The sequence below is a fragment of the Paenibacillus sp. NPDC101420 genome (assembly GCF_050277435.1).
Taxonomy (GTDB): Bacteria; Bacillota; Bacilli; order Paenibacillales; family Paenibacillaceae; genus Paenibacillus_AQ.
On record NZ_JBNNSE010000005.1, the window covers coordinates 419,310 to 440,178 of the forward strand.

General features: G+C 46.2%; 14 protein-coding genes. 5 read left to right on the forward strand and 9 right to left on the reverse strand.

What is annotated here, in order from left to right:
* Positions 1 to 126 precede the first annotated feature (126 nt).
* Positions 127 to 1,827, reverse strand: a complete 1,701-nt coding sequence (locus ACQKMP_RS22385) for an alpha amylase N-terminal ig-like domain-containing protein (protein WP_427471118.1) — start codon at positions 1,825 to 1,827, stop codon at positions 127 to 129.
* A 121-nt stretch (positions 1,828 to 1,948) separates the two neighbouring features.
* Here ACQKMP_RS22385 and ACQKMP_RS22390 point away from each other — a divergent pair, with 121 nt between their 5' ends.
* Positions 1,949 to 2,980: a LacI family DNA-binding transcriptional regulator gene (locus tag ACQKMP_RS22390; RefSeq protein WP_076285269.1), complete on the forward strand. Its 1,032-nt coding sequence runs from the start codon at positions 1,949 to 1,951 to the stop codon at positions 2,978 to 2,980.
* A 125-nt stretch (positions 2,981 to 3,105) separates the two neighbouring features.
* On the opposite strand, the gene ACQKMP_RS22395 is transcribed toward ACQKMP_RS22390, so the two are convergent.
* The 4 genes from ACQKMP_RS22395 to ACQKMP_RS22410 form a co-directional block, all read right to left on the reverse strand.
* Positions 3,106 to 6,093 carry a carbohydrate binding domain-containing protein gene (locus tag ACQKMP_RS22395; RefSeq protein WP_427471120.1) on the reverse strand — a complete coding sequence of 996 codons (2,988 nt, stop codon included), beginning with the start codon at positions 6,091 to 6,093 and terminating at the stop codon, positions 3,106 to 3,108.
* A gap of 263 nt (positions 6,094 to 6,356) precedes the next feature.
* Positions 6,357 to 7,022 carry an alpha/beta hydrolase gene (locus ACQKMP_RS22400; RefSeq protein WP_427471122.1) on the reverse strand — a complete coding sequence of 222 codons (666 nt, stop codon included), beginning with the start codon at positions 7,020 to 7,022 and terminating at the stop codon, positions 6,357 to 6,359.
* Positions 7,023 to 7,173: 151 nt separating this feature from the next.
* Positions 7,174 to 7,755, reverse strand: coding sequence for a hypothetical protein (locus tag ACQKMP_RS22405; RefSeq protein ID WP_042191651.1), 582 nt, complete (start codon positions 7,753 to 7,755; stop codon positions 7,174 to 7,176).
* An 18-nt stretch (positions 7,756 to 7,773) separates the two neighbouring features.
* Entirely contained in the window at positions 7,774 to 8,310 is a 537-nt protein-coding gene (locus ACQKMP_RS22410) for a hypothetical protein (RefSeq protein ID WP_339798516.1), read from the reverse strand.
* 481 nt (positions 8,311 to 8,791) lie between these two features.
* Between ACQKMP_RS22410 and ACQKMP_RS22415 the strand changes: the two genes are divergently transcribed.
* The 4 genes from ACQKMP_RS22415 to ACQKMP_RS22430 all read left to right on the forward strand — a co-directional run bounded on the left by ACQKMP_RS22415 (position 8,792) and on the right by ACQKMP_RS22430 (position 16,190).
* Positions 8,792 to 10,612, forward strand: a complete 1,821-nt coding sequence (locus tag ACQKMP_RS22415) for a DUF6385 domain-containing protein (protein ID WP_339798518.1) — start codon at positions 8,792 to 8,794, stop codon at positions 10,610 to 10,612.
* 153 nt (positions 10,613 to 10,765) lie between these two features.
* Positions 10,766 to 12,808, forward strand: a complete 2,043-nt coding sequence (locus ACQKMP_RS22420; protein WP_427471125.1) for a glycosyltransferase — start codon at positions 10,766 to 10,768, stop codon at positions 12,806 to 12,808.
* Positions 12,805 to 14,226: a tetratricopeptide repeat-containing glycosyltransferase family 2 protein gene (locus tag ACQKMP_RS22425; RefSeq protein ID WP_427471126.1), complete on the forward strand. Its 1,422-nt coding sequence runs from the start codon at positions 12,805 to 12,807 to the stop codon at positions 14,224 to 14,226. Before ACQKMP_RS22420 ends, ACQKMP_RS22425 begins: the two co-directional genes overlap by 4 nt.
* Positions 14,227 to 14,240: 14 nt before the next feature.
* A complete protein-coding gene (locus ACQKMP_RS22430; RefSeq protein WP_427471128.1) occupies positions 14,241 to 16,190 on the forward strand; it encodes a glycosyltransferase in 1,950 nt (649 codons plus the stop codon).
* A 26-nt stretch (positions 16,191 to 16,216) separates the two neighbouring features.
* Here ACQKMP_RS22430 and ACQKMP_RS22435 read toward each other — a convergent pair whose 3' ends face one another.
* The 4 genes from ACQKMP_RS22435 to yunB form a co-directional block, all read right to left on the reverse strand.
* Positions 16,217 to 16,948 carry a glycosyltransferase gene (locus tag ACQKMP_RS22435; protein WP_042191661.1) on the reverse strand — a complete coding sequence of 244 codons (732 nt, stop codon included), beginning with the start codon at positions 16,946 to 16,948 and terminating at the stop codon, positions 16,217 to 16,219.
* Positions 16,945 to 18,147 carry a hypothetical protein gene (locus ACQKMP_RS22440; protein WP_427471130.1) on the reverse strand — a complete coding sequence of 401 codons (1,203 nt, stop codon included), beginning with the start codon at positions 18,145 to 18,147 and terminating at the stop codon, positions 16,945 to 16,947. Before ACQKMP_RS22440 ends, ACQKMP_RS22435 begins: the two co-directional genes overlap by 4 nt.
* Positions 18,144 to 19,598: a hypothetical protein gene (locus ACQKMP_RS22445; RefSeq protein WP_427471132.1), complete on the reverse strand. Its 1,455-nt coding sequence runs from the start codon at positions 19,596 to 19,598 to the stop codon at positions 18,144 to 18,146. The genes ACQKMP_RS22440 and ACQKMP_RS22445 overlap by 4 nt, the downstream gene beginning before the upstream one ends.
* A 69-nt stretch (positions 19,599 to 19,667) precedes the next feature.
* The gene (yunB, locus tag ACQKMP_RS22450) at positions 19,668 to 20,750 is read right to left on the reverse strand and encodes a sporulation protein YunB (protein WP_427471134.1); all 1,083 of its coding nucleotides are present in this window, start codon (positions 20,748 to 20,750) and stop codon (positions 19,668 to 19,670) included.
* Between the last annotated feature and the right edge of the window lie 119 nt (positions 20,751 to 20,869).

Sequence of the window (20,869 nt, forward strand, 5' to 3'; positions counted from 1 at the left end):
AATGTATAGCGTGAAACTTATACTTTCTTATATTTAAAAAAAGAAACGGCTTCGCCATCCTTTGGAGATGACACCCGTTTCTTGATGAATAAGGCCCCTTCTTTTGAAGAGAGGCCTTATACTATTTTAGTACAACATTAAACATCCAAACGGTTTAATGCTCACTATAAGCTTGTTATTATTTTTAAAAGTAGCTCCTGACAGTAAATCGGTAAGCAAATTCTTATCCGAACGATATACATTAAGCTCAAGCTCGTACGCGTTCGGAGAATTATTGATAATTAAACCTATCTTCTCTTGATCCATTCCCCGTGTATAACCGAAGACATTACGGACTTCATCCGTGAACCAAGGACGAAACTTACCTTTTCGTAGAATATCACAGCTTTTTCTTAGGAAAATTAGCTCTTGATACCACTTCAGCAGCGCTGTATTTTGAGCTTGCTCATGCCATACCATAGCTTTTCTACAGTGAGGGTCCGTAGCTCCTTCCATCCCAACCTCATCCCCATAATAGATCATCGGAATACCGATATAAGTCATCTGAAAAAAAACTGCCAACCTCATGCGCTGTATTGCCGTACTCTCGCGGTCCCAGCCACGTCCCCCCTCCTTACACGCTGTAAGAAAACGCAACGTATCATGACTGCCAATCAATTGAAACATAGCCGAATTCGCCTGGTCATTATACAACGCCTCCTGATGGAGTACTTGCTCCATAAAGCGATCTGGCCCTGTTGACTGCTCTGCAAAGAATTCCAGCACGGCATCCCGAAGCACATAATTCATGCCACCATCGAATTGATCCCCTCTAAGCCAAGGCCCAGATGCATGCATTATCTCTCCAATGAGTAAAATTTCAGGAAATTCAGACTTTAGCTCTTGCCGAAACCGGGACCAAAAAGCCGGGTTGACCTCATTCGCTACATCAAGACGCCAGCCGTCTATTTCTGTTTCACGAATCCAATACTTAGCAACCTCTATCATATATTTAGCCGTGTCAGGATGATCCATATTCAGCTTAGGCATATGCGCTTCAGCTTTAGCGAATGTCTCATAATTCGGGGCAGGCGTCTGTGTTACGGGAAAAGAACGAATAAAGAACCAATCTTTATAAGGAGACTGCTCGCCTTGTTCCATGACATCTTTAAAAGCAAAGAATTGATCTCCCGAATGATTAAACACGGCATCCAAAATGACCTTAATTCCATGACGATGTGCCTCACTGACCAGCGTCTTCAATCCATCTACATCGCCAAATGCAGGGTCGATCTTATAATAATCGGAGGTGTTATATTTATGCTCGGAAGGAGACTCAAATACAGGCGTCATGTAAATTGTGTTCACACCAAGCTGCTGTAGATAAGGTATTTTGTCCATAATGCCTTTTAGAGTTCCACCATTGTAGCTGTTAGGATAAATTTGATAGGTCACCGCATCCTGGCTCCATAACGGTAACTTCAAAGCCTCAGAATGGTGAAGATATGCATATTGAAAAGAACCTGCTCGTTCCCGATTCTCCGACGCGCCCCTCTCTCCATACCAGATATACTGCCCCGCAGCATTCGCTATATGGAATAGATATCTGCTTCTTCTAGTGCTGGTCTGAATAATTGCTTCGTGAATCTCATAAATACCGGCCGACCCAATCCGCTCCATCTGCAAAGGAACTTCTTGCCCCGGAGAATCATAACGATCCGAGTGGATTACGGTACAGGATAATTGCTGTCCAGCTTGTGTAAATAATCTGAGCTTCAGGGTCCCTGTACCTACAGGATAGGCAAATGGATCTTCACTTGTATGATATACAAACCATGATTGAGGCATAACTTATGGACTCCTTCTATACTTTTATCGTTCTATCTATCTGTTCATACATCATTAGAGAGACTGCTAAATTTGTGTTATTATGGTTACAAATACCGTTTTCAAGTTATGAGGGACGACGATGAAAGTAACGATTTCTGATATTGCTAAAGCAGCCAATGTGGCTAAATCTACTGTATCTAAAGTACTAAATGATTCCCCAAAAATATCACAGGAAACGAAACAAAAGGTTCGAGAGATTATGAAGCAAATGAACTACACGCCAAGCAGTATCGCAACTGGGTTAGCTAGACAAAGCAGCTGCAATATTGGCTTACTGGTCGATATGTCTAAAGAAAGTGAGTTTCTGAACCAATTCTTCTACAACATTATTGGTGGAATCGAGAGCGTAATTGCACCTTTAAAATACGAGCTGACCATTTCCAATGTGCAACATAGCAGTCCAGAAGGCCATTTTCTAAATAGGCTTGTGTTTAGCAAACGTGTCGACGGTATTATTGCCAACAACTCCGTGCTGACTGAAGAGCTATCTGAAGAACTGAATCAACTGGAGTTTCCTTACATCTCCATTGGAGAGATTATGACCCCCGGAAGTTGGGTTGATTTCGATAATGAAGCAGGCGGCAACATGCTGACCGAGCATCTCATCGAACAAGGTTATTCAAAGATAGCCTTCATAGGCGGGCAGCAGCAGGAAAAAATTTATACACATCGCCTAGGTGGATACTTAAGCGCATTACAGCAGGCTGACCTTACCGTTCCTCAGCAATGGATCATTAACTGCAAGGCTGATGAACATGATAGCTATCATGCTGCCCTTGAGCTTTTGCAGCGTGAAGAACGGCCAGACTCTGTGGTGTGTATGAACAGTTATGTAGCCTTTGGGGTGCTTCAAGCCGCAAAAGCACTCGGAATTGATGTTCCATCTGAACTCGGCATCGCCGCTTTCGATGAATATCCGCTGTCCCGTTATACAACACCTCCTTTAACTTCGCTTAATATCGATACGTTTAAGCTGGGTGTATCTTCAGGGCAGCTGCTGATGGAGCGCATTCGTGGCAATGATGCGCCCCACAAGCATTTGCTACTAGAGCCAGAACTAATTCCTCGTGAATCCACGATGAGAGCTAAATTCTCTGGAGCAACTTCATAATTGGACTACTTTTCTATTGTATCTTCTACAATGAAAAAGCTTCGTACTACTTACCAAGGAGCGGCCCCACACGGGGGGCCGCTCCTTGTCATGTGAAAGGTATTTTGATCCACTCTTATAGTAACTTATAGATCTTTCCAACGCTGCACGGTCAGGTTCACTGTTTGTGCGCCGCCTGCTGGAGTAAGCGTTCGATTGGAAATGTCCGATCCGTTCGAGTTTACCTCTACATTAGTCCAAGCGCCCCGCGTAACTTTATATTGCACCGCTGTTCCTGCTGGTAAGCTCAGTGTGATGGAATACACCCCATCACTACCTTTAGTCAGTTGATAGGCTGGATCCGCTGCATTCCAGCTGTTGAAGGTACCGGTAAGATACACAGGTCCGCTCGCCGGAGTAGACGCTGGAACATTTACACGAAACGTCACACTGTCTGCTTGAGGTTCCCCTGCGCTGATACTTCCGTTCACAAGACTCCAGGTTCCAGCATCAAAATGGTAATTACTGCTGCCGTTGTTATCCCATGTACCACTGCCATTATTAAAGGCTGCGGTCAGTCCGGCTGCAGTGCCCAGCTGAATTGTGATCGACTTATATCCTGGGAAAGAAGAAGCTTGAAGCTGTTCACCAGGAGCCGTCGTCCAGACTGTCGCCCCATCCAGCTTGTAATGAATGTAAGAGCTGCTGTAAGCCGTATTCTTATAATATATCGTTGCAGTGTTGCCAGTCGGTGTAGTCGTTGGTGTTGGGGTTACCGTTGGCGTTGGGGTTACTGTCGGCGTTGGTGTCGGTGTTACTGTTGGTGTTACTGTTGGTGTCGGTGTCGGTGTCGGTGTCGGTGTCGGTGTCGGTGTCGGTGTCGGTGTTACTGTTGATGTTGGCGTTGGTGTCACTGGTCCACCCGATGTAATACTTCCTGTTGGCGTATAAGTCCAGGTTCCAGTACCGAATAGATAGTTGCTTCCCCCGTTACTGTCCCATGTGCCACTGCCGTTGTTAAAGCATGCTTCAAGCTGGCTGGCGGAACCGATATTAATCGTTATTTTGTTGTATCCGGCTACTTCAGATACAGGTATAGCCACACCCGGAGATGTCGTCCATGTACCTCCTACTGGGCGATAATGAATATAAGGCGAGGTATAACCTTGCTTATAGTAAATCGTGACACTGTTCCCTGCTGGTGTTGTAATAGACGCAATCGCACTAAGAAGAGATAGATTGCCTGCGGCATCAAATGCTTTTACCGTGTAGTTATAGGTAGTGCTAGCGGATAAACCATTGTCCGTAAAGGATGTAGTCGCCGTTGTGCCTACCTTGACACCATTACGATAAACTTCATATCCAGTTACGCCTACGTTGTCGGTAGAAGCCGTCCAGCTGATCAAAGCGCTAGATGCATTCTGAACAGTTGCCGTTACATTAGTCGGAGTAGTTGGAGGAACTGTTTCTGATGGTTGTTGTTGTTTCGCATAGATTTTGGCTGAATTCGCACCTACAGTTACAGTAATTTGCTTTCCAGTTACTCCGCCTGATTGTACAGTCACTGTATCTGCAGTATTCAGCTGATTATACAAAACTGTTCCTGCGGTCAAACTACTCTCGGCACGTAGCGGGATGGTTACCGTTTGCGAACCATTAGATTGATTACTAAATACAGAGATAGCTTCTTGACCTTGATTAGTTCCAGTGTCGATACGACGTGAGAAGGCATATAAGTTCTGTGCAGCCCACATTTCACGTTGAGTACCTGTACGTAGTGCTGGGTTATTTTTACGAATTTCATTAAGTTTGGCTACGTGCTTGTAGGTGCTGGCATTTTCATTAAAATAGTTCTCAATCACGTTTCCGCTTGCATCCCGTTTCACCATAGACCAACGGTTCCAAGTATCCGCAATACCTCCTGTCATGATCTGACTGTTGCCATTGCCTTTGTTCTGCTCTGTTCCTTGGAAGACAACCGGTGTTCCACGAACTGTAAAAATAAAGGTTAAAGCATTCTGCAGCTTATCAACGCTTCCCCCGGCTTCCGTTAGAAAACGGTTGCGGTCATGATTGTCGATAAAGGTAACCATGTGATTGGCATTCCCGTTGTAGTAGGAATCCTGTGCCAAGGTGCTTTTGATATTGGACTCAAAAGACTGCCCATAAGCAAAGCTGTTAAGTACGGAGAAGAACATTGGGAAATCGAGCATGCCCCATTCCTTATTGTTTCCGACCCAACGTGAGACAAATTCAGCATTTCCGTCGAAATTCTCGCCAAATGTATTAACGCCCAGATAATTTTGTAGCTCACCAATATCTGTTGGCTTCATCAGCTTGGCAGCATCCACACGCGCACCGTCAGCGCCTGTATAATCAAACCAGCCTTTAATGGAATCGAATATCGCCTGCTTAGCCGCAGGAACATCGAAATCAATGTCATCTAGCCCGCCCAAATCATGATTCTCTAAGTAATCCTGCACCCACTGATCATATCTTCCATCCGCTAGAGACCAGTTAATATCTCCATTATGGTGGTACCATGCCGGATTATTGAACGGAGCCACTGGCTGCAATGATGGGATATCATAATAGGCTTGGGAACCTAGCATATAATCACCGACGTGGTTTGGCACAACGTCAATCACTACTTTGATGCCAAGCGCATGTGCGGAATCCACAAGCTCTTTCAGCTTCTCCTTCGTTCCGAAGTATGGATTGGCAGCGTTAGGGTTCTTAACGTTGTATCCGTGATAGGCTGTATTTTTACCGGTACCATTGTTTTCCCGGTTAGTCATTTGTGGCTCAGCCACTGGGGAAATCCAAATCGCGGTATAGCCCATATTTTTAATATATGATAGCTTATCGATAATCCCCTGCCAGTCTCCGCCTTTCATATAACGGAAATCTTCCTCAGAGTTTTCTCCATAGCGAATTGCCGCACCAGTAGCATTGTTGGAAGTATCTCCATCATTAAATCGGTCAACCATAATCTGATAAATAGTGTCGTTCTCATTAATCGTGCCGATGCTTGCCGCTTCAGCTTTTTGCGGTGTTAAGACAAACAAATTAATCACGGTAGAAAGAAGAATAGATGTAATTAGAACGGGTACATACCATAACCTACGTTTCATTGTGTGCATCTCCCTCTCTTATTAAAGCGTATTCACAACACTCTAAAACCTACTTCCTTGATTAAAAACCAAGCCCGCCCAGTGATGTCTCTAATGTTTTTAACGTCTTTAACACAAAAAACAAATAATTTTAGGGAAACCGGTTTCCCAACTAAAAATTACCATGATTGTGAATGCGTTGTCAAGCTATAAAAAATAAAATCCCCAAGAAAAAGAGCCTCCTTATTGGGGGCTCTTTGGGGTTCATTATTCACCTTATATGCTTAGCTTCCTACACTCTGAATAAAATGCAGTACTTCATTCATAATCCGGTCCTTATCTTCACAATGACAAACCATATGACCACTGTTATCCACCATTATCACCTGTTTTTGGGCTGTAGGAATCGTATGCTGCAGGAAGTCAGCGCTTCGAGTCTTCACAAGATGATCTCGCTTACCCTGCACGATCAAGGTTGGAGTCTCAATATGCGGATAGATTAAAAAACTCTCCCGGACCAATCGTTGAAACTCTCTCGTCGCCCTTGGGGGCGTTGAAGTGAATTTATTAATATACGTTTTTAGCATGGAAAAGCTCCCAAGAGTCTTAAGAATCTCCACAGGATTCAGCGGAAATACGGGAGTGGACAATAAAGTAAGGGATTTGATCCAGGGTTTATACCGTACAGAAAGATGTGAAGCAATAAGGGCACCGGTAGAAAAGCCGATCAGATGAACACCTTCATCCGTCTTTAACAGCTCTGTCAATTCATCTTCAGCACTCTGTTGCCAATCATGTCGATCCGAATGCAATAAATCATTCCTGCTCCCCCCATGCCCTTTCAGGGTAAACGTTCTGGAACGGTAATTATGCTGCTCCATAAACTGGGACAAGGGAGAGATCTCATGCTCACCTCCGGTAAAGCCATGAATAAATAAACAACTTTCCATAATTGTCCCTCTTTTCACATTCCAATCTGACATGCAACTTTATTGTATAATGCCAATCCCCTTTATTTTCTATACATTCCACCCTTTTATGTAAAACCTCAACCCAAGTGATGTCAAGGTTCAGCTCTGTGAATGGTTCGCAGCAAGAACGCTATTGTTCCCACCAAAGAAGACCCAACGCTGAGGTAATCGTTAAACCTACGGCGGAGCTGGATGAGGTTACGTTAGCACAAATAGCAGTCCCAGGCGGGACAATGATGCTGCCCGTAAAGTTCTGTGTGAAAGCCCCCGGTGCCAATTGATAATTGAAAAGCGTCGTTCCCCCGCTAATGGCTGCTGTGGAAGACTGAACGGTCATCGCACTCGTCGCCGAGCTGCCCAAATTATTATTCGTTGGCGTTAAGGTTGCTGGTGAAGTTAGCGTCCCTCCTTTTACAATTGTAAAGCTACCCGACATTGCGGATAGTAGAGAAGAACCGCCAATACTGCCGCTTATACGTGAGATATAAACAGTTTTTCCACTGCCTGAAGCATTACTAATCCGAATAGAAGCTATTGCGGATATTAGACTAAGTACGACCAAACTAGACGCAGATGTGTTAGTTGAATACAAGACTGCAGCCTGCGAAGCGCTTATTTCAGGCGGCGCGCTAATATCTGGCGCTTGGAAGGTGTTCACCATATCCACATAAAGCGGTTGATCGTTGTCGTTAAATACAAATTGATTAGGCATATTTATCCCCTCCTGTTTCTAATATTCCCACCAGCTGATAGACGTTGTCGCCGCTGATGACCCCGATGCAATCGTTACGGAGGTAGTGATGGAATTTCCGGGAGGAACAACAATTTGTCCAGTAAAATCAACAATGACCGGACCGACCGCCAGCAATAGAGATACTAGAGTAGCCGGACCTCCAGTAGGCGCAGCTGTAGAGGTTCTTACCGTCATAACACTGGTTAACGCACTGCCAAAATTATAATTAATCGGTGTAACGGTGGTTCCGGTGACCGTAGCGTTCCGAAGTAGTGATAAAGTAACCGCCGCCGTCGCTGAGCTGGCAGTAACACGGGATACATATAAGGTACGTCCGCTTCCTCCCGGATTACTAATCTGAATAACTAACGGGGCAGCCGTCGTTACCGTAGAAGTAAATGGGATTCCAAACAATAACCCCGCCTTAGCTGCTCCCCCCTCAGGAGCTGAATCTATACCAGGTGCAACATACGTATTGACTTGTTCTGTAAAAAGTGGCTGGCTACTCTGATTGAATACTGAGTCGTTCGGCATGAGTTATCCTCCCCGTACTTAAGCTTATTCTATTTTATGCCACACTCAGTAACAGGTTGTGGGAATGTGCGTATATTGCTTTTTTTGCCCAATCACCCCCTATTTCCCACCATATATTAATATCACACCATTCGAATGGCTAAGGATTGTCCCTATCGGTTTGCGGTTTATTGGACTGCGGTTTATTTTTAGGCTCAGGGCTCAAACGACGGTTTGAGCCTTTTCATGGATTGAGTTCCAGAAAGCCGTAGGAAGTGAATGAAATCCATTACGGCCTGGAGCTTAAAAAGCGCAGCAAAATAAAACAAAAAAAGCGGAGCTAAAACGATGATCTCTTACACAATTAAGAATCAGGGAGATCACCCTGTTAGTCTCCGGCTCTACGCTACATTCAAAAGGTATTGGCAATCAAGATTGTGTATACGTCCAAGCCCAGTCTTTTGGTATAACTCAATCATTTATAAGGAAAGGACGAGGAACTTTGCCTAACTATAGCTCTTTTCAAGCGAATCCTGATAATCTAAGAACGCTTATATTCGGCCGGGATGCCTCGCTGATTGATCATCCACTCACTACAGATCCAAGCGGAAATCTAACAACGATTATCCTTGACGGCACCATTTCCAGCGTGCTCGGCGCTACGATCACCGCGGGTACTTTGTCCTCCGCAGGTACAGTTACCAACATCCTTAACGGCACCATTACTAGCGTGCTCGGCGCTACAATTACTGCCGGTACTTTGTCCTCCGCAGGTACAGTTACCAACATCCTTAACGGCACCATTACTAGTGTGCTTGGTGCTACGATCACCGCGGGTACTTTGTCCTCCGCAGGTACAGTTACCAACATCCTTAACGGCACCATTACTAACGTGCTTGGTGCTACGATTACTGCGGGTACCTTGTCCTCCGCAGGTACAGTTACCAACATCCTTAACGGGACTATTACTAGCGTGCTCGGCGCTACGATTACTGCCGGTACTTTGTCCTCCGCAGGTACTATTACTAACATCCTTGAGGGCACCATTACCAGCGTGCTCGGAGCTACCATTACCGCCGGTACAATCACTAGTGTGCTTGGGGCAACCATAACAGCAGGTACTTTGTCCTCCGCAGGAACAGTTACCAACATCCTTAACGGGACTATTACTAGCGTGCTCGGCGCTACGATTACTGCCGGTACTTTGTCCTCCGCAGGTACTATTACCAACATCCTTGAGGGCACCATTACCAGCGTGCTCGGTGCTACCATTACTGCCGGTACAATCACTAGTGTGCTTGGGGCAACCATAACAGCAGGTACGTTATCCTCCGCCGGAACAGTTACAAACATCCTTAACGGCACCATTACTAGCGTGCTCGGCGCTACGATCACCGCGGGTACTTTGTCCTCCGCAGGTACTATTACTAACATCCTTGAGGGCACCATCACTAACGTGCTCGGCGCTACCATCACAGCTGGTACTCTATCTTCCGCAGGTACAGTCACCAACATCCTTAACGGGACTATCACCAGCGTACTCGGAGCTACCATCACAGCTGGTACTTTGTCCTCAGCAGGTACAGTCACCAACATCTTAAACGGCACCATCACCAGCGTACTCGGAGCCACCATCACAGCTGGTACTTTGTCCTCAGCAGGAACAATCACCAACATCTTAAACGGCACCATTACCAGCGTGCTCGGAGCTACCATCACGGCTGGTACTCTGTCTTCCGCAGGTACAGTCACCAACATCCTTAACGGGACTATCACCAGCGTACTCGGAGCTACGATTACTGCCGGTACTTTGTCATCTGCAGGTACAGTCACCAACATCTTAAACGGCACCATTACCAGCGTACTCGGTGCCACCATCACAGCTGGTACTCTATCTTCCGCAGGTACAGTCACCAACATCCTTAACGGCACCATCACTAGTGTGCTCGGAGCTACAATCACAGCTGGTACACTAAGTAGTGTCACTTCTATTTCACAACGCAGCTTTATAGAACAGACCACTACAGGTATTGCGACTGCTAACACCTATACACCTCTACCAGCCGTTACTACGAGCGTACTGGGAACGTATTCCTTCTTCATTAACAATACAGGGGCAAATCCGGTCAACACACGTGTGGAAATCAGTGCTGATGGAACGAACTATTTCGTCGATACCACAGGAGATAATCCTTTAGCAGCAGGCTCTATCGATGTCATAGTGCCAGCCAGATTCCTGAAATATACCCGCCTATCCTATCAATCAGCCAATTCAGGCTCTGCATCCACGATCAATGTAAGTTTCAATGCTCAGGGCACGTAATCCAGATGACCATCATATGTTGTAACAAGAAAGAGTACATGGATATCCATGTGCTTTTTCTTTAACTATAAGGACGCCGAAGGCGTTTATGCTTGTGTCAGCAGCTATACATATGTGCAACAAACACATAATGCTTTTCAAGGAGGAACAACCGTGAATAATATTACGCTTGGCGTCCACCTCATCGTAAAAGATGAAGCTGATCTCCTGCCTCACTGTCTCGCAAGCGTAGCTGGTGCTGACGAAATTGTGATGATCGATACAGGCTCTACCGACGAATCCATAGCTATTGCCGAAGCGCACGGGGCTAGAGTCTTCCAACGGGAATGGACAGACGATTTCGCGGCAGCTCGTAATGAAGGGCTCGTTCATGCCTCAACAAATTGGATTCTTATCCTTGATGCCGATGAGTGCTTGCAGACCCCACTTACAGAACTCCGCAGCCTTCTGCAGAACACACAAGCTCAGGCTTTTACTGTAAACATTGATAATTGGGTTGGCGAACGACCTGAAGATAAGGTAAAACACAGTGCAGTCCGCTTATTCCGAAGTGGACAGGGTTATCAATATAGTGGAAGAATTCATGAGGGAATTGACACTTCAATCCTTAGCAAACATAACCTCTCGGCGATTGAGCACAGTCAACTTGAGATTATACACTTTGGATATTTACCTGAAATCATGACACGAAAAGATAAAATCAATCGAAATAGACACCTGCTGCTCCTCGCTTTAACCGAATATCCGGATGATCCTTTCCACTCCTATAATTTGGCAGTAAACTTCTGTCAGGACGGTCGTCTTCTGGAAGCTGAGATGTTGCTTCGTCAAGGCCTTCACCATGTAGTACTCGAAGCCTCCTATCGTCCCACGATGATTAGGGATCTCTGTAAAATTTATCATGCTCAAGGAAAAATGAATGCGATTGACCCCTTGCTGATGATTGAACTGGAACGTTATGGCGACTATCCTGATTTACATTTTTTGTTAGGGCAATCTTTGGAGAGCCAAGGCCTTTTGGAACGTGCGCTATTAGCTTATCAACATGCAGAGTCCATTCCTGAGCATGAGGTGCTTAGCGGAAAATATGTATGTGAACAAGGAATGAGTACCTTTCGCCCCCTATACCGGATGGGTTTAATCTCACAGCGGCTTGGTCTTCTTGAGGATGCTGCGAGATTTTTTCATCGTGCACTTCAACACCATTCTTTATATACGCCCGCCTTGCAGGGGATTGCTGCTGCTTTTCAACGCTTAGCTGTACCCGATGAGGAAATCGCCACTTTACTGATCCAACTCGTTCCCCCAACTACCTCAATCAGTAGATCCGCGATCATTGACAGTTTATATGAGATAAATGCTTATGAGACCATAACTACCTTATCCCGAGATATTTTTCCATTGGAATTGGATACTGCATATAGAATCATCTCATCACTCATCATCACCGGCAAGCTAGAAGACGCGAGTACAGCTATAGGGCAGATGACCTTACTAGCTTCCCAAGATCACCTTGGTTTAGAGCATCAAAAGCAGTGGTATACTCTTTGGGCCATTTGCCAATGGGAACGATATGGAGAATTTAAAAAGGACTTGCTCAACCATACATCAGGTGAACTTCGTTCTGGACTGGAATACATTGAGCGATCCCAACGCCAACAAGTGGCATGTCCGGTAGAAATAGAGCTAGATCACTTATATTCCTCATTCCTTTCCGACCTCATCGGGCAATCCGTAAAGCTGCATCAGCTCACACTTAGTCATACTTTAGTGGACCTGTTCCCTGCTTATCGATCTGAATTTGCCACAGCATTATATAAAGAAGGGAATTGGCAGGCCGCAGGAGAGGAATTTATTGTACTTGTTCGTGATAAGATCGCCGATGCAAGCGTGCTTTTTTATATTGGTGAGATGATCTTTGACAAAGGGCATTATTCCGAAGCCAGTGAATGGTTTCAGCAAGCGCTGGAACAAGAGCCAGAGCATGAATCCGCAAGGATCGGCTTATCCCTCTGTTATCTTCAGCAAGCGAAGCTGAGTATGGAAGATGCTCTACAAAGTTTAAAGGATGCCCATGCTCATGGCCCATTGCAGGAGGATATCGGAGCTATCCGTAAATCCATTACCTTGCTGAATCGTACACCTTGGCACACTCAGTGGAGCTTCCGTCAGAGCGAAGGGAGGTCATCCCTATGAACCGCTCAAGAAGAAAGCCACTAATTTCCTTATGCATGATCGTTAAGAACGAAGGAGATAGCTTGAGCCAATGTTTAAAAAGCGTACGCGGAGTCGTTGATGAGATCATTGTAGTCGATACTGGATCCACCGACGCTTCAGTTCAAATTGCCCTAAGCTTCGGAGCCAAAATCATACAACACCCTTGGAGCGGCGACTTTGCTGCTGCCCGCAACGCAGGTCTCCAGCAGGCCCATGGACATTGGATTCTCGTTCTAGATGGAGATGAGGAATTAAGTGAGGAGAGCAAGGGAGAATTACTGCTATGTGCCGAGCATATGGAGTACGAGGCATTTTTCCTACGCATTCATAATCATAAAGGGCTAACCCCCGCTTCACAGACGATCACCGTCAATCCGATTATTCGGATGTTTCGTAATCGCCCTAAGTACCGGTTTAGTGGTATCATTCACGAACAGATCGCTGAGGCTATCATAACAGCTACACCCCAGGCACCGATGCATTTGACCACTGTAGTCATCCATCATTATGGTTACGCAGAAGGGGTAGTCGTCAAGAAAGATAAAATCAAACGAAATGTTGAGCTGCTGAAAGAGCAGCTAAGGTTAAATCCTAAAGATCCTTTCCACCATTTTAATATGGCTGTTGAGTATATGCGTTTGGGGGAGTATCAACCTGCTCTAAAACATATCCAACAATCACTAGAAGAGGCACCGCCTGATACAAGTTACATCCACCTGCTGCACAAATATAAAATTCGCTCGCTTGCAGAATTAAAAGATTATCCTGGGGCGCTTGCAGCTTGTGACCGTGGGATTAGCTCACATCCGGATTACCCAGACTTAGCTCATATCAAAGGGGCTCTACTCTTACAATTAGGTGCCTTTGCAGAAGCCAAAGTAGCATTGCTACAAGCGCTGGTCATCGGAGCTGCTCCTCCCGGCTACCATACTGAGGCTGGACTCGGTTCATATTTAACGTATTATATGCTGGGTCAACTATGTGAAGAGATGGGTGATGAGACTGAAGCCATTGCTTGTTACACCAAAACCTCACAGCTTGATCCCGAACCTACTCCCGTCATTGCCCGGCTACTGCGAGCCCTGAAATGTGCAGGTCGTGAGAGTGAGATTTACGCTTGGTTCCACGCTCATTTGCCAGACTACACAATGACTAAGAACAGGATTCTCCTAGAATTATTACAGAGTGAGGGATGTAATGAAGCAGCCGCACAGCTGATAAATGCCACAGAGCAGCCCATTTCTATAGAAGTGGCATTTATTCAAGCATCTGAGCAGGGGCGTTCACAAATTTTGTTAGCGGATCGTCTGCTTGCTTCACTATCCTCTTCTGCTACCTATTCACCAGCGGTCAAAAGAGTACGCCTAGCTCTTCCGCTTCCCAAAGTTTCAGAATAGGAGGGACGTTTCCTATGACCACACCCGATATCACACTTTGTATGATCATTAAGAATGAGGCGAACCACCTGGAGAAATGCCTGTCTTCTGTGCAAGGAATCGTATCAGAAATCATCATTGTGGATACCGGGTCTGAGGATAATAGCATAGACATAGCAACTAAGTTCGGTGCAAAGATCATCGATATGACTTGGGAGAATGATTTCTCGAAAGCACGAAACCTAAGTCTGAAGCATGCAACTTCCTCTTGGATTCTAGTACTTGATGCCGATGAGGCTGTAGATCATTGGAGGAGGGAGCAGCTCCAGCACCTGCTGGACGCAGCGCATATTCACGGATATTGCCTACCCATTATCCACTATATCGGTGACGCCCCTGAAGCGGATTTTGTTACCGATCATGTCTGCCGCCTGTTCAGAAACGATAAAAGAATCATCTTTCGTGGAATCATTCATGAGGAGACGGCCAGCAGCATTTGGGAGCTTCCTGCGGGGGAGATCGCTTACGCTGAATTGCGTATTTATCACTACGGTTATTTAGAGGATGAACTACAGCACAAAAATAAATACCAGCGCAATTTAGCTCTCATCAATAGTGGTCTGCAGCTTCAACCGAACCATCTAATCCTTCGTTATGCACTAGGGGTAGAGCATTATCAACAGGAACAATATCATGCAGCGGCAGATGTACTTCTTCCATTACTCGCTGATGTTCCAACCCAATCCGGGTATGCCTCCGATATTTATCTAAAGACTGCCTATGCCTTACAACGATGTAACAGGCAGCAGGAATCTGAGGAAGTCTTTCATGCGGGGAGCTTATTGTTTCCTGATTTCACTGATTTATTAGAGGGCTATGCTGCTTTGTTGCTCGAACAAGGACAGCTTAGACAAGCTAGACACTTCTTGCAGCAAGCACTGAAGAGCGGAGATACAGCACATCCATATCCATCTTCTTCGGGAAGTGGAACGTATCGAACAGAACTACTAGCGGGCAGAGTATGCGAGAAGTTATTTCTATATCCAAACGCGCGGGAACACTACGAGGATGCTATACAATTCAAACCAGATTATACGGATGCGTGGAAACAGCTTGTCCCACTAAGCCTGCTATCCGGAGAGAGGTTAAGTATGATCGCATTGACCCGCTGCCATATCCACGCTCTCTCACCAATTACCTTAGGCTATCTTGTGCCCGCGGCGCTCAATGCTCGTGACTTTGAATGGCTGGTCACTCTCTCTTTTGCTTCGCAGCTACCGTTAGCCGTTCAAACCATTGTGCAGGCTTTCCTTGATTGTACTCAGCAGCAAGAGGGGGAACACACCCTAGCACCGCTTGAGCAGCTGCTTCATAATCCATCTATTCTCTCCGAACGTTCATCTATACTCGGCTATCTCTGGGCTTTGTCTTGCCGTGCTGGAGATACTGAATCAGCCATGAAGTGGCTTATCTCCATATCGCCATACAGACCGGGGATGCTAACAATTCATCATATCTTAACAGGTCGTTCTGACATTAAGCCTGCTCTTCCTGATCTGAGCTACGCTATGCAATTGCTGCTTCAGGTCGGTGCTTGGGATAGTGTATTATCGCTTTATCGACAATCAGAGGGCTCTTTATTCCAGTGGTGCAAGCTGCCGCAGCCCTTATACTATGGATTGCTTGAGGCTCCTATCCCCGTAAAGAAACAGTGGTGTTCCATCTATCTCAGTCAAACCCCTCATTATAATGCCTCGACGGACTGTGCCGAATGGCTATTATATGTGGCAATAGCTTGCTCCTGTGGGGAAACTCCAAAGATCGCTCAATCAGATGAAATGGCTTTGCGCAGAATCGGGGGAACTACCGCTGCAGTCGGTCTCTCATACTACAAGCTCATACTCGCGGCAAAAGCTTATCCCCATGGGATTTCCTCAGTTCAAATCCCATGGGGGCTGCTCGTCAGATCTGCCAGTCAGACCTAACCGACTGGCAGATTCGGATTTCAGAGCTATTCTTTCCATTCGATCAAATGGGGCTGCGCATCTAGAATGGACTGGTACTGCTCCAGACTCCCCCAGCGCCCCTCTGGATCAAGCTCCATATAACGCGAATATTTAAGTCGAAGCTCTTCCGGCGGAACCGCCCATCCATAATGCTTCACCCGCAGTTCGGCAAGAAAACCCGGTAATACAGAGTAAGAAAGCGGCAGCCTAGGAACATGATGATCCATTTTCGGGAAGAAATAATGAAAATTCGGCAAATATCGGACAAGTGTACGAGTATGCTTCGTATGGATATTCCAATGTTCATCTTCACGATAATGGGTGGTACCACCCCAGAAATCAAATAGCCGGAAAGATACCCAGTCATACACATCCTGATCAATCAGCCGTCTCATCTCCCGTTTAGCTGTCTCTTCATAGAACTCATCAGCGTCTACAGACAGGAGCCAATCCGGATTCGTAGATACCGCCAAATCCCATAATATCTGCCTTAGCTCCCACTCCCGATTAAACAAGGAGGTCTCCAGTGTCACAAGCTTCGTAACCTTGGCAAAAGAACGACATAACTGTGCCGTATGATCTGTACTTCCATCATCAACAACTACAATATCATCCACAAACTCACTCAGTTCTTCAAGTACCTGCTCCAGATACCTTCCAGCTTCGTTTCGAACCTGCATCATAGCGGTCAAGCGGTTACCTGCTGTTTTGCGGAGAGGCCATCTATGACTACTCATCCCTCCACTCTCCTTTTCAATCGTTTTACCGCCTCTTCTAGATCTGCCATCTCTGATAAAAGCGGCCACGCCTGATTGTCTTGCCCTGCCGCATTCAAGAAGCTGCGTATAGCCTCATGCCGTCTGCCATGTAGCAAGTGTATTGTGCCTTCTATAACCCCATCTACACTTCCCTCCAAATCTTGCTGAAGCTCTAGCGCTTTTTCCCATTGGAAGGTCCGAATATAATTCTGAATCAATAACAGCTTCGCCTCTGAGGTAGTGAGCGAACTCAGAATTCGTACTGCCGCAGCTTCATCCTCATTCAAGCGAAACAGCTCTGCCCGGACAAGTTCGTACTGCCCGGAGTGAAGCCAGCCCCGCAGTCTTTCCGCATCCCGCTTCTCCTCAGCTGTAAATGCCGTAATCGTATATTGTTGAACAGCTGTTTCCAAATCCCCAGTCTTACCCTCTATAGCCGAAAAAAAGCGAAAATGTGAATGAAGGCAATCTAAATATTCATACAGCACCATGAGCTCAAAGGATTGCGTCAGATAGCGGTTTGCTACGGGATCCCCCAACAAGTACAGATAGGAAGCTGCCAAGTAATGTACAACAGGTTGACTGGGCAGCTTAGCACACATGGAAATGTAATAATCCGCCCGCAACTCAAGCTGTATAGTAACCCAATTAGCAGGTGATATCGTTGAATCCTGCCACAAGTTCACTATGGCCTTCCTCCACAGTACCTCATAATCCGTAAGAAAATACAGCCGATCTCCCTGAAAGGTAGCTCCATAGGATTCCTGCTGATCCCCGCCGAGATAGAGCACACCTTCCCTGCGTAAGCTCTGCTCTAGATATATCCGTTCAGATCGGGTGGCTACAAGGTCAGCCTTTGCGCCAAGCAAACCGCTGTATTTATCCCATAACCACTTCTTTTCTTCTTCCGGGCAACGTTCTAGCAGAGCCACTACATAAGCTGCCTGCAAGGAGAGAACCTCTGTGAGCCAATAAGGAGAAGAGACAAGAATCGTGTATTGCTTCATGTTCAAAGAATAAATATCTGCAGCCGCAACTGCCCTAATCTGATTGTTAGTCTGCTGCTCACTGGTCATTCGTCCAGCAAAGCAGACCCCTTCCCGGTCGGGAAGAAGCTCTAGCAATCTTTTATATTCGTAGTCCTCCCAAGAACCTCCGCTTAGAATTAAATATTTCATGGGTGTGCCTCCTTGGAATCGGACAAATCCCCAATATAGCCTATTACCAGAGAAGCATTAGGGTGAAGCAGCAATTGACGGGAAGTAAGCTTCCTATTGCTAATCATCCCAGGCACGATCCCTCCTTTGTAAGCAACACGTTCAAGAGGTAGCGTGAGCGCTGAATCTCCCCCTGAAAGCAAATGAACCCCCGCTTCCTCCATTTCAGTCGATAAACTTACGATCAGATCAGCGGAGCCTTGGGTTATGGCCTTCACCACCCGCTCAATATAATGTTTCTCATATTGGATAGAAGTGGACAAATACAGAATGATCTCACTCTCATATAATGCAGATGCGTTCTTTAACGCCCGTAGCCATACATCCTCACCATGAACCGTTATCACTACATCATGTTCGCTAACCGGAAACTCAGGAGCAGCGTCCACCAAAGTATCTCTGATCCAAATCCAGCGAATATACTTGTAGCTCTGCTGCTCCCGTGCAGCTATCCATTGCTCCTTCAGCTCATCACAATCCCAAGCTTCATCACAATACACTAAGGCCGTTACCAACGGAGAAGCTAAGGGTATCCTGCCCAATGGTATAACCGGCTGTGGAAATTTTAAGGATTCAGTAGGTGGTACTAAAAGTCCTTCGTTCTCTATCCCGCTTTCAAGTGCCCATTTCTTGTAGTATGTCTGCCAGCCATTCGTCTGTTTGGATTCGTCCTTCGTTCTCAGGTATCTATCCAGTGACTGGATAGCATGAACATACACAGCTTCACTCAGTGCCAGTTTCGCTCCAATCTGCCGCGCTCGGAGACACCAGTCAGCTATCATGAGATGCCGCGCTTGAAGCGAGGTGTCAAAGCCGCCAATTCGCTGAATCAATTCCTTAGTGAATAGAAGACAAGATCCGGTTAGCACTTCCACCTCGCGCCATTCGCCTTGATACCGCCCAAGACTGTAGCTTACATGCTCAGCTAATTCATGATGAGTACCAAAGTGAAGCCGTTTCTTCCCTTCCCCTCTCTCGGTAGAAGAACGCGGAGCAATGACTCTAACGGAAGCATCATCAAAGGAAGCCCACATTAACTCGCTTAACCAGCCAGGCGATACCATAATCGAATCTTCAAGCAGAACAGCAAAGGTGGTCTCGATATGGGCCAGAGCTAGGTTCGGCATATACTCCTCCTTCTCATAGGGTAGGAAGAGCACTGGTTCCTCTGGCGAGAACTGTCTTGCTAATACCTCCATGGGGAAATCGGGCGTCATTGAAACAGCAATAATGCGCACAGCCACTCCTGAGTGGCGCAGCAGCAGGGGTAAACAGACCCTGGCACATTCCATACGGCTAAGCTCAACTACAATAGAAATCCCATCTTCACTTGGCAAGGGTAAAAGTCCGGCACGTTCAAGGAAACCATATCTCCCTGCCAAGCGTTCCATATTCAGCGATTCATGTGACATTTGGACTCACGCTCCATTTATTTAAAGCAACTCTACCTATAGTCTATGAGCGGTTAAGCACGATATCCCTTAATTCCCTCCATTTACACCTTTGCCGCCTTCTTCTGTATGAGCTGCGCCTGTATTCGAAGAATTGGGTGCAGCTGGTGATGAATTGCTATCCTCTTGGCTATTCCCAGGGGTATCCTTGCTCTGATCTGATACTCCATTTTTATCTCCACTTACAGATGGTGCAGGAATAGCAATTCCCGGGGCACTGCTGCCATTAGCTCCGACAGGCTGACCCTGATTATCGTAGTAATACATAGGCACGTCTCCGACGACCATCAAATATGACACAGGAATTTCCGTATCCACTACTTGGGGTTCCATGTCAAAAGGAATAACCACCGCTACCTCCGTAACAATATGGATATAGACCTCAACTAAAATCATATTAATTCCGGCATTTTGCTGGCGAGTGCTGAGTTCAACCTTAACAGCACCTTGCGGTTCAATCTTGATCGGGATATCAGGTCCATAAGAGGCGATGAGAGGACTACCTAGTGCCTGACCGAGCGGAATATATTCTGTCTGATTATGCAAATCCTGCAACGTGGTCTGGATTACCTCTGCTGCTTGCGAAGTAATACGCATATGCTCCGCATAGTTCAACATAAAGCCTGATATTTTCCCGTTCTTATCGGTCTTCCAATCAATCAGTTCCTCCGCATTTCCTCCGTTCGCAACTTGTGAAGTAATCGCTTTATTTATCGACTCTGTTGCGATTTGCTTCACACGAATTTGCGCTAAATGCAAGATAGGTGGCTTCATGTGCAGCTCCACGTATCGCAGTGCTTGTAGCACAAGCACAATCAATACCAAGGATGCAATCAACCAAAATTTGCGCCGGCTTCTTGGCTTACGCGTGTTTCCGCCGGAAACGGTCATCTTTCTCTCTGCCCTACTGGATGATCTCATATGACTTCTACTTCGCTTAGCTTCAAAGCGTGCATTCTGTGGTCTTGCCGCTGCCCTACTAGGTTTTGACTTGAACGCGGAGCTTCTTCCAGAGAACCTCGGCGTCCCGCCCCCATTTATTTTTGGCAGCCGAAGCTGACCTAGATCAGGTAATCTTAGCCCTCGGTTCCCCCATTTTCTTAATCTCCCCATTGCGATAGTCCCTCCCACCTTACGTAGAGGTCAAGCCACCTCCACTTAGTTTAAGGTATTCGGAAAGAAGACAAAAAAGAAGAACGTTCCCTCCGGCGGATAATGCCAAAGAAACGTTC